This window comes from Thauera carbonicopians (genome assembly GCF_025699485.1).
Lineage (GTDB): Bacteria > Pseudomonadota > Gammaproteobacteria > Burkholderiales > Rhodocyclaceae > Thauera.
The window spans coordinates 1-25,873 of record NZ_JANUXN010000008.1 but is presented as its reverse complement, the minus strand read 5'-3'; the positions used below and the strand labels follow the sequence as shown (position 1 = coordinate 25,873).

Genomic DNA, 25,873 nt, shown 5'->3' with positions numbered 1-25,873 from the left:
GCTCAGCCGCGCGAACCGCGGTCGAAACGGCCGCCATGGCTGCGCTCGTTGCGCGAAGCATGGCCGTCACCACGGCCATAACCGCCTGCGCTGCGGCGGCTGTCGCCACCCGGACGGCCGTAGCCGCCGCCGTTGCCGAAACGGCGGCCACCGTTGCCGCCCGGACGCGGGCCGGACGGGCGGCGCGGCGCCGGCTCCATGCCGGGGATGGTGTGCACCGCGAGGCGGCCACCGGTGAAGCGCTCGATGGCACGGATCAGGCCGGTTTCGCGCGGCCCCGACAGCGTGATCGCGACGCCGTCGCGGCCGGCGCGGCCGGTGCGACCGATGCGGTGCACATAGTCTTCGGCCTGGCGCGGCGGATCGAAGTTGATGACATGGCTGATGCCGGCGACGTCGATGCCGCGCGCGGCGACGTCGGTCGCCACCAGCACGCCGATGCGGCCCTGGCGCAGGCGGTCCAGCGTGCGGTTGCGCTGGGTCTGGTGCATGTCGCCGTGCAGCGCGGCCGCGGCGATGCCCTTTTCCTGCAGCGACAGCGACAGTTCGTCGGCGCTCTTCTTGGTGGCGGTGAACACCACCGCCTGCTGCAGGCTGTCGTCGCCAAGCAGGGCTTCGAGCAGGCGGTTCTTGTGGCCGATGTCGTCGGCGAACATCAGGCGCTGCTCGATCTGGCCGCGGTCTTCCTTGGCGACTTCGATCTCGATGCGTTGCGGCTCGCGCGTCATGCGCTCGGCCATGCTGCCGACGACGCCGTCGAGCGTGGCCGAGAACAGCAGGGTCTGGCGCTTGGCTGGAGTGGCGGCGACGATGGCGTCGATGTCTTCGGCGAAGCCCATGTCGAGCATGCGGTCGGCTTCGTCGAGGATCAGCACTTCGACGTCGGAGAGCTTGAGCTTGCGGCGGTTCAGATGGTCGAGCAGGCGTCCCGGGGTGGCGACAACGACGTCGCACTGGCGCTGCAGCTGCTTGACCTGGGCGAACATCGGCGCGCCGCCGACGAGGCAGGCGGTCCGCAGCCAACGCAGCGCCTTGCCGTAGGTCTGCACGGCTTTCTCGACCTGCAGTGCGAGCTCGCGGGTCGGCGTCAGCACCAGCACGCGCGGGCCGCTGCCCTGCGCCGGGCGGCGGTCGATGATGCGGTGCAAGGCCGGCAGCGTGAAGGCAGCGGTCTTGCCGCTGCCGGTGTGGCTGGAAACCAGCAGGTCGCGGCCGGCGATGGCAGCCGGAATGGCCTGCATCTGCACCGGCGTCGGCGTCGTGTAGCCGGTCTGCTCGACGGCCTGGAGAAGTTCTGCGGCGAGGCCGAGGTCGTGGAAATTCATGTTCTTGTCCTGTGTCTGGCGTGCCGGCCTCGATCTGGCGAAGGCCGCACGGATTCGGGCTTCCCGGCAGGGAAGCTCAAGGCATCGCGCCGCACCGTGCCAGCCTGGCTGGAACGGGAGCGGAGTCGCAAGGGCAACGAATACGCGATGGGCGTGGCTGGTCTCGACGGCCGGAGGCCGCAAGGACCGCGCATCGGCACCAACCGGTTGTCACGATGCCAGACGATCGGAAGAACGAATGGAAATTCGGCGGGAGGTCGGGGGCGATGGGGCTGTGGTTACAGTCCCTCGGGCCAGGTCGGCGGGCACCCTCGTCCGCACCGAAAAGCTCCATGGCCCTGCTGCTGCATTGCACAACGCGGCGAAGTATAGCGCTTTTCTTCGCCGCTGTCGCCCAAAAGCGGTGAAAGTGCTTGACAGGGAAAGCGCTGCGCGCCAGGCGCGATACAAGAAAAACGGGCCTGGCGCCCAGCGCTCAGACCCGTTCTGGCGGAGGTCTCCCCCCGCGGGGAACAACTTGCTTACTTGCGCTTACTTGTTGACCGCGGCCTTCAGCGTGGCGCCGGCAGTGAACTTGGGCACGCTGGATGCGGCGATTTCGATCGTCGCACCGGTCTGCGGGTTGCGGCCGGTACGGGCAGCGCGTTCGGAGACTTCGAACGAGCCAAAGCCGGTGAACGCGACTTTTTCACCCTTGCCGAGTTGCTCGGCGATGATGTCGAGCACGGCGGACAACGCACGATCGGCTTGCGCGCGAGAGACATCCAGACGGTCGGCCAGCGCTTCGACGAATTCACCTTTGTTCATGCTTTTCCTCGATTGGTGTGTGTGGAGTTTGGGAAGTCCTATCTACGCGGCGGATTCTAGCACCGTCGCAGCTTGTGGAGCATTTCCCGGCAAACATGCGTGACATCTTCCATGCACGCGGCACATGCGGCAACACCCGCACGACTCAGACCGGGGACTTCCGCGCTATCCTTGCGCCTCGAAGGAATACGCGCCCCGAGGGCCTCATGTCGCAGCACACGCCAGCCGACGGCGACCCGTTCATCCGCATCACTGCTCATCGCCGCGGCGGATGCGTCGTGTCGACCACGATCACCATGCCGGAACAGGTGCCGCCGGGCGCGCTGGTCATCGGGCTTGCTGCCGAAGCCGCCGCCGCAGCCCTCGGCGAGCATCTCGGTCACAGCAAGCGCGCCCATGCCCACGCACTCGGCGCGGCTTCTGCCGCTGCACTCGACTTGCCTCCTCCCGACCTCGACAGCCTGCTCGCGAGCGAACGCGAACTTGCCGCCGAAGCCGCCGACGATCATCTCCAGAAGCTGCTGATCGACTGGCCGCTGTGCCTGGACATGGATCCCCGGCCGAGCCGCCACGCCGAATTCCACCGCCGGCTGAGCACCCGGACCGACACTGCGTCCTGCTTCGAGCTCGGCGGCGACATCCTCGACCTGGTCGCGCGCGAAATGCTGGGTGGCTTCTTCAACAGCATCCGCCTGCCGCACAGCCTGGCCGAATTCGCCGAACGCGCCGACAGAGGCGGCATCCTCGGCGCCGCGCTGCGCGAGCTGATCAATCTAGGCCCGTCCCAGCCCCGCCAAGGGCACGCCGTACCGATCCTGGGCAAGCTGAGCGCCGCAGCCTGGGTTTCCGCCATCGGCACCTGGCCCGCCGCCGAATTCGTCACCCGGCCGACCTTCGCCGGCGAACCCGCCGAAACCGGTCCCCTGGCGCGCCATACCGTGTCGCCCCTGGTGCGGCTGCTGCTCGAGCGCGGCCACCGCGTATCGGCGCGGCTGTTCTCCAAGGCGATCGACCTGGCCGACTGCGCCAGCCGGCTGCGCTACCCCTTCACCGACGACGTGCCGCCGATGCTCGATGCGGCGCAGGCAGCGCCCGGCATCGGCCTGGCGCGCGTCAGTACGGCACGCGGCGTGCTGCTGTGCTGGGTGCGCGTCGAAGCGGGCCTGATCGCCGACTGCGCGATCGTGCCGGCCGATGCCTGGAATTTTCATCCGCAAGGCGCGTTCTGCCGCGAAGCCTGCATCGAGGCTGCGGAAACGCCCGAGGCCGCACGGCACCGCCTGTCACTGCTCGCGCTGGCGCTCGACCCCGCAACACCCTGCCGCATCGAACTGGCGGATGCAGCACCGAAAAGGCGCGGCGGCGCAAACCCGCCACGCCCCAGGGCCGCTCAGGGCGCCAGGCGCCGATAATTGCCGCCGAAATACACCAGCGGCGCACGCTCGTCGCGATCGAAGCCGATCACCTCGCTGATGAAGACGATGTGGTCGCCCCCCGCATGGCGCACGGTGTTGCGGCAGATGAAGCGGGCGCAGCAGCCCTTGAGCAGCGGCACGCCAGCCGGCCCCTCGTCGATCTCCAGCCCGGCGAACTTCTCGCCCATGCGGCCGGCAAAGCGCTGCGACAACTCGGCCTGGCCTTCGGCCAGCACGTTGATGGCGTAGTATTCGCACCCTTCGAACAGCTCACGGCTGGGCAGGCTGTTCGACAGGCTCCAGACGACCAGGGGCGGCTCGAGCGAAACCGAATTGAAGGAATTCACCGTGAGGCCGATCGGCTCGCCCGCCGATGTGCGGGTGGTCACCACCGTGATCCCGGTGGCGAACATGCCGAGGGCGTTGCGGAAGCGGCGGGAGAAATCCTCGCCGAAATCCGGCTGCGGGACGGTCTGCTGGGTCATGGACGAAACGTCGCGGTGCGATCCGCGCCTGTTGGAATGCTGGCGAAGCCGCGGATTATGGCCGCATGCGGCCGGCGCGTCGAGGGCAGACGCCATGATGCATGACAAGAAACACAGGAAAAACCGTGACATGAACGATTTTGCCGAGCGCCTGATCAACTGGCAGCGCAGCCACGGCCGGCACGACCTGCCCTGGCAGGGCGGACATGATCCCTACCGGATCTGGCTGTCCGAAATCATGCTGCAGCAGACCCAGGTCGATACCGTGATTCCCTATTACGCGCGCTTCCTGGCGCGCTTTCCCGACGTCGCAAGCCTGGCGGCGGCACCGGTGGAAGAAGTCATGGCGCTGTGGAGCGGGCTGGGCTACTACGCCCGTGCGCGCAACCTGCATCGTGCCGCACAGGCCATCGTGGCCGAGCACGGCGGCGAGTTTCCACGCAGCGCGGCAGAAATCGCCGAACTGCCGGGCATCGGCCGCTCGACCGCAGCGGCGATCGCCGCCTTCGCCTACGGCGAGCGTGCGGCGATCCTCGACGGCAACGTCAAGCGCGTGCTGTGCCGCATCTTCGGCGTCGAAGGCTTTCCGGGCGACAAGGCGGTGGAGAACCGGCTGTGGGCACTGGCGGAATCGCTGCTGCCGGCACACGAGGTCGGCCGCTACATCCAGGCCCAGATGGATCTGGGCGCCACGCTCTGTACCCGCGGCAAGCCGGCATGCGAGCGCTGCCCGTTCGCCGGCGACTGCGTCGCGCGGCGCGACAACCGGGTCGGCGAACTGCCGACGCCGCGGCCGAAGAAAACGGTGCCGCGGCGCAGTGCCCGCTATGCGGTGGTCCTGCACCGGGAGGCGGTCATGCTGGAGCGCCGCCCGCCGGCGGGCATCTGGGGCGGGCTGCTGAGCCTGCCGGAGATTCCCGCCGAGGTTCCGACCAAACTGGCCGATACCAGCGCCTGGGCACGCTCGCATTTCGGCTTCGACGCCGTCGAGGCCCAGGCGCTCGGCGCCCTGACCCACACTTTCACTCATTTCGTGCTGGAGATGCAGCCGGTGCTGCTGCGGCTCCGTACCGACACGCGGCCCTGTGCCCGGGACGGCGACGCGCTGGCCTGGGTGCCGCTGTCGGCGCTGGACGAGGCCGCCCTGCCGACACCGGTGCGCAGGATTCTCGACGCACTGGCGGCGCCCGACCTATTCACGGGCTGAGTTCCCTGTCACGGGCCCAGCGCCGGCCGCGCTCAGGCCATTCCCGGCAGCAGGCCGCGCTCCCTCAGGAAGCGCTGCACGATCTCCAGCCGGCTGATCGCATCGTCCAGCTCGAGCAGGCGCTGCTTGGCCAGCAGCGGGATCGGCAGCAGTTCGGCATAGCGTGCGCCGACCCAGGCCGCATCGTCGAAGCGGTGCGGCGGCGGCAGGCGCTCGCCGAGCTCGGCCACGATGCTCTGCAGCAGCGGCAGCAGATCCTGCTGGGCGGCAGGCACGGCTTGCGGCGGCGGTTCGGGCAGCCAGCCCACTTCGGCGACGAGCAGATCATCGCGCTCGACTTCATGATCGAGCACGCGGAAACGCCGCCCGCCGCGCACCAGCAGCGTGAGCAGGCCGGCCTGCTCCATGTCCCAGCGCTCGATGTGCGCTTCGGTGCCGACCGGATGCGGCACCGCGGCTTCACCGACCTCTTCGCCGGCGGCGATCAGGCAGACGCCGAAAGCCTCGCCTTCGCGCATGCAGCGCGTCACCATGTCCATGTAGCGCGGCTCGAACACCCTCAGCGGCAGCATCCCTTCGGGGAACAGCACGGTCTTGAGCGGAAACAGCGGCAAGCGCTGCGTTTCGGCCGTGGAGCTCATTCGCCGGCCTCGCCCGCGCGTTCCGCCTCCTCGCCCCAGCGCGCCATCAACCGGTGCTCCACGCCCAGTTGGTCCAGGATGCGCGCGACGACGAAATCCACCAGATCCTGCACGCTTTGCGGATGGTGGTAGAAGCCGGGATTCGGCGGCAGGATGCATACCCCCAGCCTCGCGAGCTTGAGCATGTTCTCGAGATGGATCGCCGAATACGGCGTTTCGCGCGGCACCAGCACCAGCTTGCGCGCTTCCTTGATGACGACGTCGGCAGCGCGCTCGATCAGGTTCTGGCTCAGGCCGCCGGCGATCGCCGCCAGCGTCGCCATCGTGCACGGGCAGACCACCATCGCATCCGGCGGATTGGAGCCGGAGGCCGGCGGCGCGAACCATTCCTCGCGGCCGAACACGCGCAACTGGCCGGGGGCGGCGCCGAAGCGGGCGGCCAGTTCGGCCTCGACCTCGGCCGGCCGCGCCGGCAGGTTCCAGTCCATTTCCTGGCGGGCGACGATCTGCGCCACCTGCGAATACAGCAACCAGACCCGCTGGCCCGCCCGCAGCAGGCACTCGACCAGGCGCAGGCCGTAAGGCAGGCCGGACGCGCCGGTGAAGGCGACGGTGATGGTGCGGGGACTGGTGGCAGGGGAAGCAGAGGGGGCCATCGGCGCTCCTGGGTGAATGCGGGCTGCTGCGGGCTCGACCTGGCCAGGCGCCTGCCCCGGCCGGATCTGACCAGGTGCGGTGAGAGTCAGCGCAGGTAGTCCGTGATCAGTTCCCAGCGCCCGTTGCGGATCTGCGCCAGACGGCCATGGCGGTTGCCGAGATGGTCGTCGGCGCTGAAGCGGTAGGCCGGGCTGCCGAAATCGTCACCGGCGAATTCGATGCGTTCGAGGGTGCGCGCGAACGCTGCGGGCGTCAAGTCGCGCCCGGTGGCCTCGGCGGTGCGCACGAACATGTCGGCCAGCGTGTAGCCCATCACGCTCCAGACGTTGGGCGCGGTGCCGAAGCGGGCGTGGTAGCGCTCGATCCAGCCGGCGAGCCGGGGATTGGCGCCTTCGGCATAGGGATGCGGCAGCACGCTGACGCCGTACAGGCCTTCGACCGTGTCGCCGCCCAGTTCGTGGGTCTGGGCCGAATAGCCCGAGGCCGTCACCAGCATGTCGACCTGCCAGCCGATGCGGCGCGCTTCGGCCATCGCCGCGACCGTCTCGCGCACCACCGTCGCCAGCACCACCAGGTCGCAATCGGCCGCGCGCAAGCGCGCGATCTGGCTCGACAAGTCGGTGGCGCCGCGCTTGTAGCCGGTGCGCTCGACCAACGGCCGCCCCAGCCTGCCCAGCCCGGCCTCGACGCCGCGCATGACTTCCTGGCCGTAGTCGTCATCCTGGTACAGCAGGCAGCTGCGGCGGTAGTCGCCGCGCTCGACCATGTGCCGCGTCGCCGCTTCCATGTAGTCCTGGTAGGGGGCGAAATTCTGGAACTTGAGCGGATGCAGCGGCTCGTAGGTGGCCTTGTGCGGCGAGAACGGGAACAGGTGCAGGCGGCCGGCGTCGAGCACCACCGGCATCGTCGCCATCACCACCGGCGTGCCCATGGTGGCGATGAAGGCGAAAGCCTTGTCGCGCTGCACCAGCTTGCGCGCCGCCAGCACGCCGCGCTTGGGATCGTAGCCGGCATCCTCCACCACCAGCCGCAGCATGCGGCCATGCACGCCGCCCGCGGCATTGGCCTCGTCGAAGCGCATCAGCATGCCGTCGCGTACCGGCGTGCCGAGCATCGCGATCGGCCCCGAAAGGTCGGAAACATGGCCGACGACGATCTCGCGCTCACTGACGCCGGCCGCTTCGGCGGCATGGGCAGGTGCGCCCGCCATCACGGCGGACAGGGCAAGGGCGAGACTGCGGAGACGTTTCATCACGGCGTGTTTCCTGAGTGGCACGGCACAGGCGGAGCCTGCCCCGAGGCGCGGATTCTCCGACGATCCATTTCCGCGGACAAGAGGCGCGGCTTCAGCGCCCGCTGCCGCCTGCCAGCCCTTGCGGCCGCAGCAGCACCACGCCGACCACCACGGCGCCGAACAGCATCAGTTCCAGCCCGGCGGAGCGCGCCCAGTCGCCGGGCAGGGTATCGCGCAGCACCGCGATCAGTTGCGGAATCGCCACCACCACCAGCGCGCCCCATGCCGCCCCCGCCAGGCGGCGGGTGCCGCCGATGAAAGCCAGCATCAGCAGTTCGAAGGAAAACACCAGGCCGAACTGCTCGGGGCTGATGAAGCCGATCCAGTGCGCATACAAGCCGCCCGCCAGCCCCGACAGCGCACCGCCGACGGCGAAGGCGCGCAGCTTGGCCGCAGCCGGGGCGATGCCACAGGCGGCAGCGGCGGCTTCGTCCTCGCGAACGGCGCGCCATGCGCGGCCGAGGCGCGAGGCCAGCAGGCGCGCACACACCGCCAGCACCGCCAGCAGCACGGCAAGGCTGATCGCGGCCTGCGCCGCCGGCGTGCCGGCGGTCCAGCCGGCAAGGCCGAAAGCCGGCACGACCAGGCCGGCCGAGCCATGCGTCAGCGATTCCCAGCGCACCAGCAGCTCTTCGACGATCAGTGCGAAAGCCAGCGTGCTCATGCCGAAGTACAGGCCGCCGAGCCGCCCGGCCGGCAGGCTCGCCAGCGCACCGCCCAGCGCGCCGGCCGCGGCGGCAAGCGGCAAGGCCGCCAGCGGCGCCACGCCCGCCTGCACCAGCAGCGCCTGGGCGTAGGCGCCGAGCGCGACGAAGGCGCCCTGGCCGAGCACGATCTGCCCCGCCTGGCCGATGATGACGACGACGCCGAGGCCGGCGATCGCGTAGGTCGCCACCAGCGTCGCCTGGCCGAAGGCGAAATCGGCGCCCAGCCAGGCCACCGCAAGCGCCAGCAGCAGCGCCCAGGCCAGCAAGGGGCGCAGCACTGCCGTCCGCCTCATCGCCCGTCTCCGCCGCCACGCCCGCCGGCGAGGCCGGTCGGGAACAGCAGCAGTGCCGCCATCAGCAGCACGTAGGGCACGACGTCCTTGGCGCCCTCGGGCAGCACCAGGCCTGCCAGCGCCTCGGCCACGCCGAGAAACACGCCGCCGGCCAGCGCGCCCGGCAGGCTGGTGAGGCCGCCCAGCACCGCGGCAGGGAAAGCCTTCAGCGCGATGAAGCCCATGTTCAGATGCACGAAGGTAATCGGCGCCAGCAGCAGCCCGGCCACCGCCGCCAGGCCGGCGCCGAGCGCCCAGGCCAGCGTGTGCATGCGCGCCACCGGCACGCCCATCAGCGCCGCGCTGCGCGCATCCTCGGCGCAGGCGCGCAGCGCGATCCCGGCACGGGTATGGCGGAAGAAGGCGGCGAGCAGCAGCGCCAGCACCACGGTGGCGCCGATCACCCAGAGATGGCTGGCGGCCAGCACCAGCGGGCCGAGGACGAGTGTGTCGGCGGCGAACGGCAGGCGGTACATGTCCTGCGCAGCCGCCGGCACCGAGGCCACGCCGCCGCGCATCATCATGCCGAGGCCGAAGGTCAGCAGCACCGCGACGAGGTGCGGCTGGCCGATGGTCCGGCGCAGCACGGCACGCTCGAGCCCGGCACCGAGCAGTGCGACCGCGAGCACCGCCGCGAGTGCCGCCAGCGCCAATGGCCAGCCGGCCGCCAGATGCAGCGCCAGTCCGGCGAAACCGCCCAGCATCAGCAGGTCGCCCTGCATGAAGCTGACCGTCTGCGTCGCCTTGAAGATCAGCACGAAGGACAGCGCCACCAGGCCATATACGCAGCCGATGGCGATTCCGCTGGACAGGACCTGGAGAAAGGCGAGCATGGGGGCAGAGCATAGCCGATCCGCCCCGTGCGCCGGCACCGGCACCGGCACCCGGTAGGCACCATGCCAGGCGGCGCACGGCGCCGACGGCAACCGTGTCCGCCGCAGGGGCGGAACTCAGGCCGGCGCCAGTGCGGCGCTCGGCGGCAGGGCGCAGGCGGCGCAATATTCGGCGGCGAGCCGCGCCACCAGTTCGGCGGTCGCCGGCACGTCTTCGATGGTGGCGACGCCGTGGCCCGCACTCCAGACGTCGCGCCAGGCCTTGGCCTCTTCGGACAGGTCGTGCAGCTTGCCCTTGCCGAAACCTGCGGCCAGTTCCTCGCGGCGGTAGCCGGCACGCTCCAGGCTGGGCCACATGAAGTTGGCGTTGGCGCCGGAGATGGCGTCGGTGTAGACGATGTCGGCCGGCGTGGATTCGACCACCATCTGCTTGTATTCCGGCTGCGCCATGGATTCGCGCGTGGCGATGAAGCGCGTGCCCATGTAGGCCAGGTCGGCGCCCAGCACCTCGACCGCACGGATCGCCGCGCCGTCAGAGATCGACCCGGCGGCCACCAGCAGGCCGTCCCAGAATTCGCGAATCTCGCGCACCAGGCTGATCGTGCTCTGGACGCCGGCATGCCCGCCGGCGCCGCCCGCCACCGCGATGATGCCGTCCACGCCGGCCGCGATCGCCTTGCGCGCATGATAGGCGTGCACCACGTCCGACAGCACCAGGCCGCCGTAGCCGTGCACCACGTCGGCCACTTCGGCGGGGTTGCCCAGGCTGGTGATGACGATCGGCACGCGATGGCGCACCAGGGTGGCGAGGTCTTCCTTCAAGCGTGCGTTCGACGCATGCAGGATCAGATTGACGCCGTGCGGCGCGCAGGGCGCGGCGGGATTGGCGGCGCGGAAGGCGGCCAGTTCGGCATCGATGCGGGTGAGCCATTCGTCGAGCTGCGCCGCGGGGCGTGCGTTCAGCGCCGGGAAGGTGCCGGCGACGCCGGCCTTGCAGGTCTCGATGACCAGTTCGGGGCCGGACACCAGGAACATCGGCGCGGCGATCGCCGGCACGCTGAAACGGCCATGAAGGCTGGCGGGAAGGCTCATCTGCGGTTCTCCTGTGCGTGTTCTCGCAAGTCGTGCAAGGATGGAAAAACCGACTGTAGCACCGCAGGAGCCGAATTCAAACGGTCGTTTGAAATTCGCCCGATGCGCCTGCAGCGAACCTTCATGCCGTGGCGGACACACGCCACTGCTCCGCGCTGCGGCCGATGCTATGCTCTCGCCGCATGCAAGACATCGAATCCATCCTCTACGGCATCGGCATCGCCGGCGTCGCCGCCCAGGCGGCGGCCGGCGTGCTCGATGCCGGGCGCAAGCCTTTCGACATGTTCGGCATCGTCGTCGTGGCGCTGGCGGCTTCACTCGGCGGCGGCTCGCTGCGCGACGTACTGCTGGACCGCACGGTGTTCTGGATCGCCGACCAGAGTTACCTGATCGCGGCGATGATCGCCGGACTGGCAACGTTCGTGCTGGTGCGCCGCGTGCGCCTGCCGGCGCGGCTGTTCCTGCTGCCCGATGCGATCGGGCTGGCGTTGTTCACCGTGTCCGGCACCGAGGCCGCGCTGGCGATGGGTGCGCCGTGGCTGGTGGCGAGCCTGATGGGTGTGATCACCGGCGTGTTCGGCGGCATCGTGCGCGACGTGCTGTGCAACGAAGTGCCGCTGGTGTTCAACGGCGAGCTGTACGCGACCGCTTCGTGGCTCGGTGCGCTGTTGCTGCTGGGCTTGATGGCCCATGGCCTCAGCCCCGGCTGGGCCGCACTGGCGGGCGGCATGACCACGCTGCTGCTGCGGCTGTGCGCGATACGCTTCCGCTGGCGCCTGCCGGTGTTCCGCGCGCGGGCCTGACGCGGGGCGCCGAAGCGCCCCGGCAGGCCCCGTTCTTCACTCGCCCTCGGCCGGCGGTGCTGCGGGCGCTTCCTCGGCAGGCGCCGCTGCGCTTTCCTCCGCCACCGGTGCCTCGGCTTCGGGCTGGGAGAAGAAGCTGTCGTACACGCCCTGGCGCCACAGCACCAGCGCCGTGATCACCACGGCGAGCAGGAACAGCCAGGTGCCCCACGGCGTTTCCTTTTCCGCGTAGGGGTCGGCCATCGTGCGGGAAGCGCCGGCCGGCAGCCTCGCCACACCGGTCAGCGCGCCGCCGAACGGGATGTTGATACGCGCACGGGTGTTGACCGCCCAGCCGTTGGCATCGAGCAGCGGGCCCAGGTTGCGCTGGCGCAGCTTGAGCCAGGCCAGCAGCATCGACGGCCCGGAAATCAGCAGCATGATGCCGACGACGACGAGCGGCATCTGCCAGGCCGGCAGCGACAGGAAACCGGTGACCACCGCCGCCAGCGCGGTGCCCAACGCACCCAGCGCGAGGCCGATGGCGGCGAAGATGCCGGCAAACTTGGCGATGTCGAAGGCCGGCGCGGCAGCGGGTGCCGGCGCCTCGGCCTTCGCGCCGGCATCGGCGACGCGCGCGGCGGCCTTGTCCTCGACCGCCTTGTCGCGCGATGCGGCAAACTTCTGGATCTGGTCGCCGATCATGCGGGCGATGCGCTTGTAGGGCGACCAAAAGGCCTGGCGCACGCTGATCGGCGCCTCGACCACCTGTACCACGCTGGCATGCCAGTCACGTCCCTGGCGATCGTAGAACACGCCGTTGCGGCCGGGCACCATCATTTCGTCGGCATCGCCGCCGGTCATCGCCGCAACGATGTTCATCGGCGCCTCGCCCTGGCGCACGCATTCGCAATAGACGAGGTAGGTGCCGGAAAGGGGGGCGAGCGCGGCATGGCGCGCCATGTCCGGCACACGCAGGCAAAGCTCGCAACTGCGCTGGTCCAGATACAGCGTGCCGGCCTGGAAGATGGCCTTGTCACCAGCGCCGTAGAAGTCGCTGAGGGTGACGAAGTTGCGCAGCAGGGTGATGAAGTCGCGCTTGTAGCGCACCAGGCGTTCGAGCGCATCGACCTGGGCTGCGGCGGTTTCGGCAGCCAGGTCGCGCTCGATCAGCGCCGTCAGCTCGGCTTGCGCCGTGCCGGCGAGCAGCTCGCGCAGTTGCCCGGCGTCCAGCGCTGCGACCGGCGTCGCCGGCCGCGCAGCGAGCCAGGCACGGTAGGCATCGAAGCGGGCGGCGATGTCCTGCCATTCGGCGTGGGACAGCTCGCTGCGCTCGCCCAGGATGGGCTTCACGACCGTATCGCGCAGCGCGGCGATGCGCGCCTGCCAGGCGGGGTTGAGCCCGTCTGCCAGCGGCAGCGCGCGGTCGGCGCGGACCTGGGCCAGCGGCAGCGCGGCCACGCCTTCGGCGTCGGTGGCCAGCGCCTGCGAGCTCAGCTCGGCATAGGCCTCGTCGGCAGGGTTCAGCGCATCGGCGGCACGGCCGTCGAAAGCGGCGAGGCGGCAACGAGTGAAGAAGTCCTCGATCTTTGCGCGCACCGCATCGAACACCGCGGCGGCATCGGCCGTTCCTTCACCCAGCGGCAGTACCGTATCCGGGCTGGCTGCGGCCTGGTCGTACCAGGCGACGGCGTCCTGCACCGCGGCGAAGAAGGCCGACACCTTGTCCAGATCGATGCCGGGTTGGCCGCTGCGGTCCTCGGCAGCACCGAAATGCTCGATGATCAGGCCGATCAGGGCGGCTTGGACTTCGTTCGCGGCGAATTCGACAGGCACGATGCCGTCGCCGTTGGCGTGCCCGGGCGCAAAGAGGCGCGAGGGTTCGGCGAAATCGGCCACCTCGATCGAATCGGCCTCCGGCTTGTCCATGTAGGCGAGCACTTTCCGGGCAGTCGCCAGCAGCCTGGCGCCCTCGGGGTGTTCGTCGGCGATTGCTTCCAGCGGCAGGCCGTCTCCGACGCGGAACAGCACCTCCGGTGTCTTGAGCACGGCGCAGAGCCAGTCCGCCGCCGCGATCACCTCCGGCGCGCGGATGCTGCCGTCGCCATCGCTGTCGAGCAGTTGCAGCGTACGGGTGTCGAATTCCAGGCCGGACGTCGGGCAGGCAAGAACCGACCACAACTTCTGGTCGAGTTCGCCGAGGTGGCGCAGATCATCCACGTTCTCGATCAGGACCTGGTCGAATCCGCCCGAGCGGAAAAAACGCCATTGGTGATTCTTGTTGTTTTCCTGCTTGCTCATCTGACATACCTCTGCTGTGATTATCTGCGCCCTGCCCGGGGCGCCGGGCCGCGAAATACTGCGCTGGATCAGCGGGGCGGGCAAGAGTCCGGTTGCCCGAAGCGGTCAGCCGCACCCGGCCGGTCGCCCTGGCCGGTCACCCGCGTCGGCCGCAGCTCGCCGGCCTCAGCCATAAGCGCCGACGAAAGGATTGCTCTCGCGCTCCTCGCCGAAAGTCGAGGTGGGACCGTGCCCCGGGATGAAGGTGATGTCGTCACCCAGCGGGAACAGCTTGTCGCGGATCGAGCGGATCAGGGTCTGGTGGTCGCCGCGCGGGAAGTCGGTGCGGCCGATGGAGCCGGCGAACAGCACGTCGCCGACGACGGCCAGGCGCGCGCCCGGGTGCACGAACACGACGTGGCCGGGCGTATGGCCGGGCGTGTGGATGACGTCGAAGCGCTCGTCGCCGATGCTGACAGTGTCGCCGTCGTGCAGCCAGCGGTCGGGCTCGAAAGTCTCGACGTCCGGAAAGCCGAACATCCTGCTCTGCTGCGCCATGCCTTCGATCCAGAAGCGGTCTTCCTCCTGCGGGCCTTCGATCGGCACCCCGAGTTCGCGCGCCAGCTTTGCCGCGCCGCCGGCGTGGTCGATGTGGCCATGGGTGATCAGGATCTTGTCGACCGTCACGCCCAGCTCCTGCACCGCGGCGAGGATGCGCTCGATGTCACCGCCGGGGTCCACGACGGCCGCCTTCTTCGTGCGCTCGCACCACAGGATGCTGCAGTTCTGCTGAAAGGGGGTGACCGGGACGATGCTGGCCTGAACCATGGATGACACTCCTGAAAGCCTGAAATCGGCGGCAGTTTAACCGATCGACCCGAACGGGCCGGTGAACGCAAAAACCCGCTGGCCGGCACTTGGCGCGGCGAGCGGGTTTGCAGATGCATGGGGCGCGGCTGGCCCCGTGCGGCTCAGGCGATCAGATCACGCCCTGGGCCTGCATCGCCTCGGCCACCTTGACGAAGCCGGCGACGTTGGCGCCGTCGGCATAGCTGACACTGCCGTCCTCGCGCTTGCCGTACTTGAGGCAGGCGGCGTGGATGCCGAGCATGATCTCCTTCAGGCGGGCGTCGACTTCCTCGCGGGTCCACGAGATGCGCATCGCGTTCTGGCTCATTTCCAGGCCGGACGTCGCCACGCCGCCGGCGTTCGAGGCCTTGCCCGGCGCGTACAGCACGCCGTTGTTCTCGAAGATCTTCACGGCTTCGGCGGTGCTCGGCATGTTGGCGCCTTCGGCGACCGCGACCACGCCGTTCTTGACCAGCGTGGCGGCGTCGTTGGCATCGAGCTCGTTCTGGGTGGCGCAGGGCAGCGCGACCTCGACCGGCACGTGCCACGGACGCACCTTGGGTTCGAAGCGGGCGCCGACGCGCTCGGCATAGTCGGACACACGGCCGTAGAGGTGATTCTTGACCTCCATCAGCACCGCGAGCTTCTCGGCAGTGAAGCCTTCCTCATCGATCACGGTGCCGCTCGAATCCGAGCAGGTGATCGGCTTGGCGCCGAGTTCGAGCAGCTTCTCGATCGCGTACTGGGCGACGTTGCCCGAACCGGACACCGCCACGCGCATGCCCTTGATGTCGCGGCCGGCGTGCTCGAGCATCGCGTTGGCGAAATAGACGGTGCCGTAGCCGGTCGATTCCGGACGGATCAGCGAGCCGCCGAAAGTCAGGCCCTTGCCGGTGAACACGCAGGCGGCGTTGTTCGACAGCTTCTTCATCATGCCGGCCATGAAGCCGACTTCGCGGCCGCCGACGCCGATGTCGCCGGCCGGCACGTCGGTGTCGGGCCCGACGTGGCGATACAGTTCGCTCATGAAGGCCTGGCAGAAGCGCATGACTTCGCCCGGGCTGCGGCCCTTCGGATCGAAGTCGGAGCCGCCCTTGCCGCCGCCCATCGGCAGCGTGGTCAGCGCATTCTTGAAGGTCTGCTCGAAGGCAAGGAACTTCAGGATCGACAGGTTTACCGAGGGGTGGAAACGCAGGCCGCCCTTGTAGGGGCCGATCGCCGAGCTGTGCTGGATGCGGTAGCCACGATTGACCTGGACGTCGCCCTTGTCATCCACCCAGGACACACGGAACATGATCACGCGCTCGGGTTCGATCAGACGGTCGAGGAGGGAATGCTCGGCATAGCGTTTGTTGGCGGAAATGAAGGGCCAGAGGCTCTCCATGACTTCGCTGACCGCCTGCAGGTATTCAGGTTGGCCGGGGTTACGCTGCTCAACGTATGCCAGGAACTCCTCGAGAGACTGATATTTCATGATGACGCTTCGCCTGTTAATGGATGGACACGCGCACGCGACTGCCTCGGTTTTACCCGAGGCAGTCGCGTGGATTCCCTAATATTGTGCATCAAGATTCGCCAAAATGGTGCATTTTTCGCGCCAAGGCGAGAGATTTCGGGCAGAAAACAGCTCGATCGCACACCATCGGTGCGTGCGCACCAGATCGGGGCCAAGCAGGCCCCTGCACGATGGCAGGCATCCGCAGCCCGGGATGACCCTGTAGCGGAAAACAAAAAGCCGGGCAAGTGCCCGGCCTCCTGTTGCAGCCTCCTGTTGCAGCCTCTCGACTTTGTCTCGCGCCGCTTGCCGCGCCTCGCTTACTGCACGCGTGCCTCGACCCGGCGCGCTTCGGTAGCATCGCTGCCGCCCAGGGTCACCGCCGGACGGCGCATCAGCACACGGGCTTCGGGGACGCCTGCGGCGACCAGCGCATCACGCACCGACAGCGCACGCTGCCTGGCCACTTCGGCATTGACCGCCGCACCGCCGGTCTCGTCATGGAAGCCCGACAGCAGCACGTTCGCTTCAGGTGCGACTTCCAGCGCGGCAAGCACGGTGGCGATCTGCTCCGGCCCAGTCGCCGGCAGCGCGGTCTGGCCCAGATCGAAATAGATCTTCACCAGCGGCTCGCCGACTTCGGCCACGTCGACGAAAATATCCTCGGCCACCGCGACCGGCGCAGCCGCCTGCACCGAACGCTGCTGGTACACGCCGAGGCCGATGACGAAGGCGATGACCAGCGCGATGATGCCGAACACCACGCCCATGACGACGCCCAGGTCGCTGTCTTCCTGATCGAACATGTGCTGCACTCTCCTGACAAGAAAATGAAAAGACGGAATGAACCGCGCGATTCTACCTGAACGCCATCGCACACTCTGCAACAGACTGCATTGACGCGCCGAACAGCTTCGGCATGGACCGGCGGCAAGGGAATCGTCTATGCTGGACGCCTCGCGTTACAGCCAACCAGGAGGGAGTCACATGGGACTGTTCGATTTCGTCAAGGAAGCCGGCGAAAAGCTCTTCGGCAGCGGTGAAGCCAAGGCCGCCGCAGCGGCGCCGGATGCGGCGGCCGCCAATGCCAAGGCCGCATCCGCGATCCACAACTACATCAGCTCCCTGCAACTGGCACCGGCCGATCTGGCGGTCGAGTTCGACGGCGCGGCCTCGGTCGTCACCGTGTCGGGTACCGCACCCGACCAGGCGACGCGCGAGAAGATCCTGCTCGCCGCGGGCAACGTCGCCGGCGTGTCCAAGGTCGAAGACCGCATGAGCGTCGCCCGCAGCGAGGCGGAAGCCCAGTTCCACACCGTGGTGCGCGGCGACACGCTGTCGGCGATCGCCAAGAAGTTCTACGGCAACGCCAACAAGTATCCGGTGATCTTCGAGGCCAACAAGCCGATGCTATCGCATCCGGACAAGATTTATCCGGGCCAGGTGCTGCGCATTCCGCCGCAGGCCTGAGATGCCGGCGGCCGCCCGAGGCCGCACTCAAGCGCACGGCCCGGACGGCAACGCCCGGGCCGTATCCCGTTCACACGCCGACATCCGGAACCGCCCAGCATGGCCCGCACCCTCATCGCACTGCCCGACGCCTTTCCCTTCCGCACCCAGATCCCGCTGCTGATCACGCACATCAACCACGGCCGTCACCTCGACAACGCCCAGTTGCTCGGCCTAGTGTCGGAGGCCAGGGTACGTTTCCTGAAGTCGATGGGCTATACCGAGCTGGACGTCGAAGGGCTGGGCATCATCGTCGCCGACGTCGCCGCACGCTACCGCTCGGAAGCCTTCTACGGCGAGACGATGGTGGTCGAGATGGCCGCGCACGACTTCCACGATTTCGGCTGCGACCTCGCATGGCGCATGACGGACGAGGCCAGCGGGCGCGAGATCGCGCACGGCAAGACCGGCATCGTCTTCTTCGACTACGGCCAGCGCAGCAAGGCCCCCGTGCCGGACGGCTTCCGCCGCCGCTTTCCGGCGTGAAGCAGCCGCGGCATCGTCCCGCGCGGCCGTCCCGCCGATGACGACGGCTTCCGGGGCTGCCGCCCCTCCGCGCTTGCTCCGCCAGGTCGCCGTCATCGGCGGCGGGCCGGCCGGGCTGATCGCGGCAGAAGCGCTTGCGGCCGCCGGCATGGCGGTCACGGTCTTCGACGCGATGCCCTCGGTCGGCCGCAAATTCCTGCTCGCCGGACGCGGTGGCCTCAATCTGACCCACGGCGAGGCGCTCGACAGCTTCCTGTCGCGCTACGGTGCCAGGCGCAGCGTGCTCGAACCGATGATCCGCACCTTCGGGCCACAGGCCTTGCGCGACTGGGCGCATGGCCTGGGCGTGGAAACCTTCGTCGGCAGCTCGGGCCGCGTGTTTCCGCAGGAAATGAAAGCCGCACCGCTGCTGCGCGCCTGGCTGGCACGGCTGCGCAGCGCCGGCGTGCGCTTCGAAGTCCGGCACCGCTGGCTGGGCTGGGCCGACGAGCCCACCGGCACTCGCCAATTGCTGCGCTTTTCCACCCCGGATGACGAGCGACGTGTCGAAGCCGACGCCGTGCTGCTCGCGCTGGGCGGCGGCAGCTGGGCGAAGTTCGGCTCGGACGGGGCCTGGGTCCCCTGCCTGCGCGCACTCGGCGTCGAGGTCGCGGAGCTGCAGCCGGCAAACTGCGGCTTCGACGTCGCGGCCGGCTGGAGCGCGCATTTCCTCGCCCGCTTCAAGGGCCAGCCGCTCAAGAACGTGGTCGGCCGCCTTGCCGCCGCCGACGGCCAGTGCCATGAACGCGCCGGCGAGTGCCTGATCTCGGCGACCGGCATCGAAGGCGGGCTGATCTACGCGCTGTCCGCCGCCTTGCGCGACACGATCTCGGCACACGGCCGGACCGCGCTGGAACTCGATCTGGCGCCCGGGCGCAGCCGGGAACGCCTGGCCGCCGAACTCGCCCGCCCCCGCGGCAGCCGCTCGATGGCCAGCCACCTGCAGGGCCAGACCGGCATCAAGGGCATCAAGGCCGCGCTGTTGCGCGAATGCCTGCCGCCAGACGCATTCGCCGACCCTGCCCGGCTCGCGGCCGGCATCAAGGCCCTGCCCGTGAAGCTGGCGGCAGCGCGGCCGCTCGACGAAGCCATCAGCAGCGCCGGCGGCATCCGCTTCGAGTCGCTGGACGACAGGCTGATGCTGCGCGCGCGGCCGGGCGTGTTCGTCGCCGGCGAAATGCTGGACTGGGAAGCGCCCACCGGCGGCTACCTGCTGACCGCCTGCTTCGCCACCGGCCTGGCAGCCGCACGAGGACTGGCCGACTGGATCGTGCAGGCGCCGGCCGACACCGCCTGAACTCGTTTGCCCGGGGCCTTCCACCGGCCCCGACGCTGCCGGGCATTAGGGCTTACAATCCCGCCCTCACCGAACCTTCATAAAATTCAAATACATGCTTCACACTCCCTGCCGCCCGGAACTGCTCGCCCCTGCCGGCACGCTCGACATGATGCGCACCGCCTTCGCCTACGGTGCCGATGCCGTCTATGCCGGCCAGCCGCGCTATTCGCTGCGCGTGCGCAACAACAGCTTCGGCCAGCTCGACACCCTGGCCGCAGGCATGGCCGAGGCGCGCGCGGCAGGCAAGCTGTTCTACCTCGTCGCCAACATCTACCCGCACAACGCCAAGATCCGCAGCTTCGAGGAAGACATGGCGCCGGTGATGGAACTGAAGCCCGACGCGCTGATCATGGCCGATCCCGGGCTGATGATGATGGTGCGCGAGCGCTGGCCCGAGACGGACATCCACCTGTCGGTGCAGGCCAACACCACCAACTACGCTTCGGTGCGCTTCTGGCAGTCGGCCGGCATCAAGCGCATCATCCTGTCGCGCGAGCTGTCGCTCGACGAAGTCGCCGAGATCCGCGACGCCTGTCCGGACATGGAGCTGGAAGTCTTCGTCCATGGCGCGCTGTGCATCGCCTACTCGGGCCGCTGCCTGCTGTCGGGCTACTTCAACCACCGCGACCCCAACCAGGGCAGCTGCACCAACTCCTGCCGCTGGGACTACAAGCTGCACGCCGCCGACGAGAACGCCGCCGGCGACGTGCAGGCCTGCGGCGACACCCCGATCGGCAACCCGAAGGACTCGGGCGCCGTCGGCACCGCCACCCGCAGCCGGCTCGACACCGCGCAAGGCCTGGCACTCGGCGGCGGGCCGCGCCACATCGGCGGCAGCAAGGTCTGGCTGCTGGAGGAAGGCACCCGCCCCGGCGAGCTGATGCCGATCGAGGAAGACGAGCACGGCACCTACATCCTGAACTCCAGGGATCTGCGCGCGATCGAGCACGTGCAGCGGCTGGTGGAGATCGGCGTCGATTCGCTGAAGATCGAAGGCCGCACCAAGAGCCCCTACTACGTCGCCCGCGCCAGCCAGGGCTATCGCCGCGCGATCGACGACGCGGTCGCCGGCCGCCCCTTCGACCCCCGCCTGCTCAGCGAACTCGAAGGCCTCGCCAGCCGGGGCTACACCGACGGCTTCTACCAGCGCCACCATACGCCCGAGCATCAGAACTACCTGCGCGGCCACTCCGAATCGGGCCGCAACCTGCTGGTCGCTGAAATGGTCGGCTACGATGCCGGACGCAGCCTGGTGGAAGTCGAAGTCAAGAACGGCTTCGGCGTCGGCGACCGGCTGGAGTTCGTGCAGCCGGACGGCAACCATGAATTGAGGCTCGATCGCATCCTGACAGCCGATGGCAGCACCGTGGAACGCATCCCCGGCAGCGGCCGGCGCGTGTGGTTGCCGCTGCCCGCCGGCGCCGATCCGGCGCAGCCCTGTTTCATCGCGCGCTTCCTCTGATCCGGCGCCGCCGGCCCTTCTTCATCATCCTCGCCCCATTCCCGTCGCTCCAGCCCCCACTGCCATGATCCTGAACATCGACCTCGTTTCCGACTTCGTCTGCCCCTGGTGCTTTCTCGGCAAGGTACGGCTCGACCGCGCAATCGAAGAAGTGAAATCCAGCCGGCCCGACCTCGACATCCGCATCAACTGGCTGCCCTTCTTCCTGAATCCCGACACGCCGGCAGCCGGCGAGCCTTATCGCGAATTCCTCGAAGCGAAGTTCGGCGGCCCGCTGAAGGCCGACGCCGTACTCGCCAAGGTGAGTGAGGCGGCCGCCGAGGATGGCCTGACTTACGCCTTCGAACGCATCCGTACCCGTCCCAACACGCTGCAGGCGCACCGCCTGATGTACCGTGCCCAAGCTGTCGGCCAGACGCCGGCGCGTATCCAGGCGCTGGCCGGCGCGCTGTTCGCCGCCTATTTCCAGGAAGGCCGCGACATCGGCGACAAGGACACGCTGACCGACATCGCTGCCGCCAACGGCGAGCGGCGCGACACGGTGCGCGAATGGCTCGACGGCCGCGAGGACATCGACAAGATCAGGCGCATGGCCGAAGGCGTGCGCAAGCAGGGCGTCGAGGGCGTGCCCTTCTTCATCTTCAACCGCAAGCTGGCAGCGTCGGGAGCGCAATCGGCGGCAGTGCTGGGTGCGGCGATCCTGCAGTCGCTGGAAGCCGGCAGGCCGTCGTAAGCCATCCCGCCGCGGAACGCCCGCTGCCGCGCGGCGTCTGACGCAGCAGGAACACATCCATAGCCTTGCGCCGCATGAGCACACTTCTGCTTTCTCCTGCCGACCTCGACGAACTGGCCCGCGCCCGCGTACTGCTCGACCGGCCCAGCCTCGCCGCCCGGCTGAGCAACCTGGTCGGCAGTCCGCTGGAAAAGGGCATTGCGCGCCTGCCGGCAAGCTGGCGCGGCCGCGTCGGCGCGCTTGCGCACGATGCCTTGCTGAAAGCGCTGGAAACCGCCGCCAGGACGCTGAAACCCGAGGCACGCGATGCTTCGCCCCGGCTGCACAAGCTGCTCGGCTCGGTCAGCGGCGGGGCGGGCGGAGCTTTCGGCCTGGCGGGGCTGGCAGTGGAGATTCCGGTGTCGACGGTGCTGATCATGCGCGCCATCCTCGACATCGCCCGTGCCGAAGGCGAGGACATCGGCAGCGCCCAGGCACGGCTGGCGGCGCTGGAAGTCTTTGCCTTGGGCGGCACCAGCCGCAGCGACGATGCGACAGAATCCGGCTACTACGCCGTGCGCGCGGCGCTGGCGACCACGGTGGGCGAAGCGGCTCGCCACCTGGCCGAAAAAGGCCTGACCAGCGAGGGCGCACCGGCACTGGTGCGGCTGATTACGATGGTCGCCGCACGATACAAGGTGCAGCTCACACAGAAGGCCGCCGGCATGCTGGTGCCCGGCATCGGCGCGGCGGCCGGCGCCGGCATCAACCTGATGTTCATGAACCACTTCCAGGACGTCAGCCGCGGTCATTTCACCGTGCGCCGGCTGGAACGGGCCTACGGCGCAGAAGCCGTGCATGCGGCCTGGCAGACTCTCGACCCGGGCACGGCCTGAGCAGAAGCCTTATCCGTACATTGCCACGAAGGTTTGCCACGGCAAGGGCTTGCTGAAATGGAAGCCCTGGGCCAGATCGCAGCCATGCCGCTGCAGCACGTCGAGATGGGCGCGGGTTTCGACGCCCTCGGCCACCACCCTCAAGCCCAGGCTGTGGCCAAGAGAAATGATCGCCGACGCCAGCGCGGCGTCGCGCACATTGCGGTCGATGCCGCGAACGAAAAGGCGGTCGATCTTCAGTTCGTCGATCGGGAAATCCTTCAGGTAGGCCAGCGACGAATAGCCGGTGCCGAAATCGTCCAGCGCCAGACTGACCCCGAGTTCACGCAGCTTCTGCATCCGCAGCACCGACGCTTCGGTGTCGTCCATCAGCATGCTTTCGGTCAGTTCGAGCGTCAGCAGCGAGGGCTCCATTGCCGTCTCGTGCAGCACGCGCCGGACCATGTCGACGAAGCCTTCCTGGCGGAACTGCCGTGCCGAGATATTCACCATCATGCGCAACGGCGTCCGCTCGTCCTCGCGCCACCTGCCGTGGCAGAGACAGGCGTGGCGCAGCACCCATTCGCCGATCGGCACGATCAGGCCCGTTTCCTCGGCCAGGGAGATGAAGTCCGCCGGCGATACCAGGCCCAGTTCGGGGTGCTGCCAGCGCAGCAAGGCCTCGACCGCAACCGGTTCGCCAGTATCCGCCCGGACCAGCGGCTGAAAGTGCAGCAGCAACTGGTCGCGCTGCAAGGCGCCGTGCAGCGCGGTCTCGAGCGCCAGATGCTCCAGGCTGCGGGCGTTCATCGCCGGCTGGTAGAGCTGGAAACTGTTGCGCCCCTCTTCCTTTGCCCGGTACATGGCGATGTCGGCATTCTTGATCAACGTCGCCGAATCGGCTGAATCGTCCGGGTAGATGCTGATGCCGATGCTGGTCGTCACCACCAGCTCGCGGCCATCGATGGCGACCGGCCGGCGCAAGGCCGCAACGATGCGGCGCGCAGTCGCCGCGGCGGCATCCGGCTGGGCGAGATTGCCGAGGAGAACGATGAACTCGTCCCCACCCATGCGCGCGACCGTGTCGTCATCCCTGAGGCAGAGACGGATGCGACTGGCAACTTCCACCAGCACACGATCACCGATTTCATGCCCCAGGCTGTCGTTGATGCGCTTGAAACGATCGAGATCGACGAACATCACCGCCAGCCGGCTGCACATCCGTGCCGCATGCGACAGTTCGACCTGCAGGCGGTCTTCCAGCAGACGCCGGTTCGGCAAGCCTGTCAATGGGTCGTAGTAGGCAAGATCGCGGATGCGGGCCTCGGTTTCCTTCAGCAAGGTGATGTCGGTGAACACGGCCGCATAGTGGCTCACATGCCCCTGCTCGTCCCTGATCGCCGTGATGTGGAGAAGCTCCGGATAGATCTCGCCCGACTTGCGCCTGTTCCAGATTTCTCCCTGCCACTTGCCCTCGGCCTGCAGGGATGCCCACATGCGGGCATAGAAAGCCGGGCTCTGCCTGCCGGACGACAACAGCGAAGGGTTGCGGCCGACGACTTCTTCGGCCTTATAGCCGGTGAGCCGGCTGAACGCGGGGTTGACCGAGATGATCAGGCCCTGGGCATCGGTGACCATGATGCCTTCGAGCGAGCTCTCGATGACCTGCTCCGCCAGATGCAGGTTGCGCCGCGAATGACTCAGGGCGCGGTCCGATTCATGCAATGCCTGCTGCAGTTCGTCGACATAGGCCAGCTCCATGCTGCCCAGGATGTCGCGGAAGCTGATCACATCGGCCAGCGAGCCATCGCTGTGCAGCACACCGATGTGGCGGATGCGGCGCTCTGTCATCATTGCCCGGGCGCGGTACAGGCTGTAGTGCTCATCGACCGTCACCAGCGGACGGCTTGCCAGTTCGCCGATCGCAAGGCCCACCTGCTTCCTTGCCACCAGCCGCATGACATCACGCTCGGTCATGATCCCGTAGCGCCCTTGCGCCTTGGCAGCGAGGTCGGCACCGAAATCCACCACCACCGCATCGAGTGCAGCTTCGCGCATCAGACGGGTGGCCTCGGCCATCGGGGTATCTGCAGGCAGCACTCGCAGGCCGCCTTTGATCAGCGAGTCGACCTTGCGCAGCTTGAGATAATGCTCGACTCCCTGGTTGAGCACGATGTCGGACAAGGACACGATGCCGCAGCGCCGCCCGCTTTCTTCATCCACCACCAGATAGTGGCGCATCTGCTCTTCGCGGAAGCGCTGGGTCAGTTCATGCAGACTCATGGCCGCGGCTACAGCACGTACCGGGGTGCTCATGACCTCGGAAATCGGCCGGAAGAAGACCGCCGGGTCGGTGAAGTCGATCGCCAGGCCGTCCCGCTCGGTCCAGATACCGAGGACCTGCCCTTCCTCCACGACGAGAATCGAGCTGACGCGGCGTTCACTCATCAGGCGCGCCGCTTCGCACAGCGACAGGCCAGGCGCACACTCGAGCAGATCGCCGTGCGCAATCGCGCCTGCCGTCAAGGTACCGGCGGGAAGCAGGCGAAACTCCTTTTCGAGCATGTCACCAAAAGAATCGTCAGGAAAGTTCATCGCTAGTTCGCGGGATCGGGGGAAAGGCTGTTCGAATCGGCTTTGCGTACGGTGCCGATTTTCGCACCGACATCCACGCCTGGCTCCCGGCTTGCAGAATACGCGCACTTTGTACGAGCCGGTGTTTCCCGGCTTTCCGCAGCATGGACAGCTTTCTCCGCCACCAATATCGCCTCCAGTATCATCGGCCCCTGGGGTCGGCAAACATCGCACGACCGCTCACCGGACACTCAAGCGGAGCATTTTCCATGCAAACGACCACTCTGATCATCAGCGGCATGCAGGACGAGCAATGTCTGCGCCTGGTCACCAACGCCATCCAGGACCTGCCGGGCATCGGTTATCTGGAAATCCTGTTCGAAACCGGCGAGGCGACGATCGAGCATGGCGATTTCGTTTCATCGGCAGACATCTACCAGGCGATCGAGGACGCCGGTTTCGGCGCTCGCTGAGGCGCTTGTCGAAACCCGGGCAGAAGCTGCGAATCCATCTGCCCATGTACATGAGGCCCGCGTGATTCGCGGGTCCACGCACGAACGCCCGAGACCTGTTTTTGGGTGCTCGGGCGTTGGCGTGGTGTAGTTAGTCTGACGATGACCTACTTTCACGAGGGCGGGCCTCACTATCATCGGCGCGTTTGTGTTTCACGGTCCTG

The 25,873-nt window shown here is 68.1% G+C and carries 24 protein-coding genes; 10 read left to right on the top strand and 14 right to left on the bottom strand.

Annotated elements, in window-relative coordinates:
- Positions 1–2: 2 nt before the first annotated feature.
- Both NX068_RS11800 and NX068_RS11795 read right to left on the bottom strand, forming a co-directional pair.
- Positions 3–1,325: a DEAD/DEAH box helicase gene (locus NX068_RS11800; protein WP_263461464.1), complete on the bottom strand. Its 1,323-nt coding sequence runs from the start codon at positions 1,323–1,325 to the stop codon at positions 3–5.
- 531 nt (positions 1,326–1,856) lie between these two features.
- On the bottom strand, positions 1,857–2,174 hold the full coding sequence (locus tag NX068_RS11795) for an HU family DNA-binding protein (RefSeq protein WP_263461595.1): 318 nt from the start codon (positions 2,172–2,174) through the stop codon (positions 1,857–1,859).
- Between the two features lie 164 nt (positions 2,175–2,338).
- Between NX068_RS11795 and NX068_RS11790 the strand changes: the two genes are divergently transcribed.
- On the top strand, positions 2,339–3,544 hold the full coding sequence (locus NX068_RS11790; RefSeq protein ID WP_263461463.1) for a hypothetical protein: 1,206 nt from the start codon (positions 2,339–2,341) through the stop codon (positions 3,542–3,544).
- Here NX068_RS11790 and NX068_RS11785 read toward each other — a convergent pair.
- Positions 3,523–4,032: a flavin reductase family protein gene (locus NX068_RS11785; RefSeq protein ID WP_263461462.1), complete on the bottom strand. Its 510-nt coding sequence runs from the start codon at positions 4,030–4,032 to the stop codon at positions 3,523–3,525. The two genes, NX068_RS11790 and NX068_RS11785, sit on opposite strands and share 22 nt — an antisense overlap.
- Before the next feature lie 130 nt (positions 4,033–4,162).
- Here NX068_RS11785 and mutY point away from each other — a divergent pair, with 130 nt between their 5' ends.
- Positions 4,163–5,239, top strand: coding sequence for an A/G-specific adenine glycosylase (gene mutY / locus NX068_RS11780; protein ID WP_263461461.1), 1,077 nt, complete (start codon positions 4,163–4,165; stop codon positions 5,237–5,239).
- 32 nt (positions 5,240–5,271) lie between these two features.
- Here the strand turns inward: mutY and NX068_RS11775 are convergent, their stop codons facing one another.
- The 6 genes from NX068_RS11775 to NX068_RS11750 form a co-directional block, all read right to left on the bottom strand.
- Entirely contained in the window at positions 5,272–5,880 is a 609-nt protein-coding gene (locus NX068_RS11775; protein WP_263461460.1) for an LON peptidase substrate-binding domain-containing protein, read from the bottom strand.
- Entirely contained in the window at positions 5,877–6,536 is a 660-nt protein-coding gene (locus NX068_RS11770) for a flavin prenyltransferase UbiX (RefSeq protein ID WP_263461459.1), read from the bottom strand. Before NX068_RS11770 ends, NX068_RS11775 begins: the two co-directional genes overlap by 4 nt.
- Before the next feature lie 86 nt (positions 6,537–6,622).
- Entirely contained in the window at positions 6,623–7,789 is a 1,167-nt protein-coding gene (locus NX068_RS11765; RefSeq protein WP_263461594.1) for an ABC transporter substrate-binding protein, read from the bottom strand.
- A 94-nt stretch (positions 7,790–7,883) separates the two neighbouring features.
- Positions 7,884–8,831 carry a branched-chain amino acid ABC transporter permease gene (locus NX068_RS11760; protein WP_263461458.1) on the bottom strand — a complete coding sequence of 316 codons (948 nt, stop codon included), beginning with the start codon at positions 8,829–8,831 and terminating at the stop codon, positions 7,884–7,886.
- The gene (locus NX068_RS11755; protein WP_263461457.1) at positions 8,828–9,703 is read right to left on the bottom strand and encodes a branched-chain amino acid ABC transporter permease; all 876 of its coding nucleotides are present in this window, start codon (positions 9,701–9,703) and stop codon (positions 8,828–8,830) included. The genes NX068_RS11760 and NX068_RS11755 overlap by 4 nt, the downstream gene beginning before the upstream one ends.
- Positions 9,704–9,820: 117 nt before the next feature.
- On the bottom strand, positions 9,821–10,795 hold the full coding sequence (locus NX068_RS11750; RefSeq protein ID WP_263461456.1) for an NAD(P)H-dependent flavin oxidoreductase: 975 nt from the start codon (positions 10,793–10,795) through the stop codon (positions 9,821–9,823).
- Positions 10,796–10,977: 182 nt separating this feature from the next.
- Between NX068_RS11750 and NX068_RS11745 the strand changes: the two genes are divergently transcribed.
- Positions 10,978–11,598 carry a trimeric intracellular cation channel family protein gene (locus tag NX068_RS11745; RefSeq protein ID WP_263461455.1) on the top strand — a complete coding sequence of 207 codons (621 nt, stop codon included), beginning with the start codon at positions 10,978–10,980 and terminating at the stop codon, positions 11,596–11,598.
- 36 nt (positions 11,599–11,634) lie between these two features.
- Here the strand turns inward: NX068_RS11745 and NX068_RS11740 are convergent, their stop codons facing one another.
- From NX068_RS11740 to NX068_RS11725, 4 genes are all read right to left on the bottom strand, one after another.
- A complete protein-coding gene (locus tag NX068_RS11740) occupies positions 11,635–13,878 on the bottom strand; it encodes a hypothetical protein (protein ID WP_263461454.1) in 2,244 nt (747 codons plus the stop codon).
- 165 nt (positions 13,879–14,043) lie between these two features.
- Positions 14,044–14,685, bottom strand: a complete 642-nt coding sequence (locus NX068_RS11735) for an MBL fold metallo-hydrolase (protein ID WP_263461453.1) — start codon at positions 14,683–14,685, stop codon at positions 14,044–14,046.
- 151 nt (positions 14,686–14,836) lie between these two features.
- Positions 14,837–16,180, bottom strand: coding sequence for an NADP-specific glutamate dehydrogenase (gene gdhA, locus NX068_RS11730; protein ID WP_263461452.1), 1,344 nt, complete (start codon positions 16,178–16,180; stop codon positions 14,837–14,839).
- A 341-nt stretch (positions 16,181–16,521) separates the two neighbouring features.
- Positions 16,522–17,007: an OmpA family protein gene (locus NX068_RS11725; protein WP_263461451.1), complete on the bottom strand. Its 486-nt coding sequence runs from the start codon at positions 17,005–17,007 to the stop codon at positions 16,522–16,524.
- A gap of 181 nt (positions 17,008–17,188) precedes the next feature.
- On the opposite strand from NX068_RS11725, the gene lysM reads away from it, so the two are divergent.
- The 6 genes from lysM to NX068_RS11695 all read left to right on the top strand — a co-directional run bounded on the left by lysM (position 17,189) and on the right by NX068_RS11695 (position 22,644).
- Positions 17,189–17,671 carry a peptidoglycan-binding protein LysM gene (lysM, locus tag NX068_RS11720; protein ID WP_263461450.1) on the top strand — a complete coding sequence of 161 codons (483 nt, stop codon included), beginning with the start codon at positions 17,189–17,191 and terminating at the stop codon, positions 17,669–17,671.
- 99 nt (positions 17,672–17,770) lie between these two features.
- Positions 17,771–18,196 (top strand): acyl-CoA thioesterase, encoded by a 426-nt coding sequence (locus tag NX068_RS11715; RefSeq protein ID WP_263461449.1) that lies wholly within the window; start codon positions 17,771–17,773, stop codon positions 18,194–18,196.
- A 37-nt stretch (positions 18,197–18,233) separates the two neighbouring features.
- Entirely contained in the window at positions 18,234–19,532 is a 1,299-nt protein-coding gene (locus tag NX068_RS11710) for a TIGR03862 family flavoprotein (RefSeq protein WP_263461448.1), read from the top strand.
- A 94-nt stretch (positions 19,533–19,626) separates the two neighbouring features.
- Positions 19,627–21,036 carry a prephenate-dependent tRNA uridine(34) hydroxylase TrhP gene (gene trhP / locus NX068_RS11705; protein ID WP_263461447.1) on the top strand — a complete coding sequence of 470 codons (1,410 nt, stop codon included), beginning with the start codon at positions 19,627–19,629 and terminating at the stop codon, positions 21,034–21,036.
- Positions 21,037–21,100: 64 nt separating this feature from the next.
- Complete coding sequence (locus NX068_RS11700) at positions 21,101–21,769, top strand: DsbA family oxidoreductase (protein ID WP_263461446.1); 669 nt, start codon at positions 21,101–21,103, stop codon at positions 21,767–21,769.
- 74 nt (positions 21,770–21,843) lie between these two features.
- Positions 21,844–22,644: an EcsC family protein gene (locus NX068_RS11695; RefSeq protein ID WP_263461445.1), complete on the top strand. Its 801-nt coding sequence runs from the start codon at positions 21,844–21,846 to the stop codon at positions 22,642–22,644.
- A gap of 9 nt (positions 22,645–22,653) precedes the next feature.
- Here the strand turns inward: NX068_RS11695 and NX068_RS11690 are convergent, their stop codons facing one another.
- Positions 22,654–25,218 (bottom strand): EAL domain-containing protein, encoded by a 2,565-nt coding sequence (locus tag NX068_RS11690; protein ID WP_263461444.1) that lies wholly within the window; start codon positions 25,216–25,218, stop codon positions 22,654–22,656.
- Positions 25,219–25,466: 248 nt separating this feature from the next.
- On the opposite strand from NX068_RS11690, the gene NX068_RS11685 reads away from it, so the two are divergent.
- Complete coding sequence (locus NX068_RS11685; RefSeq protein ID WP_263461443.1) at positions 25,467–25,670, top strand: heavy-metal-associated domain-containing protein; 204 nt, start codon at positions 25,467–25,469, stop codon at positions 25,668–25,670.
- The last annotated feature ends 203 nt before the right edge of the window (positions 25,671–25,873 follow it).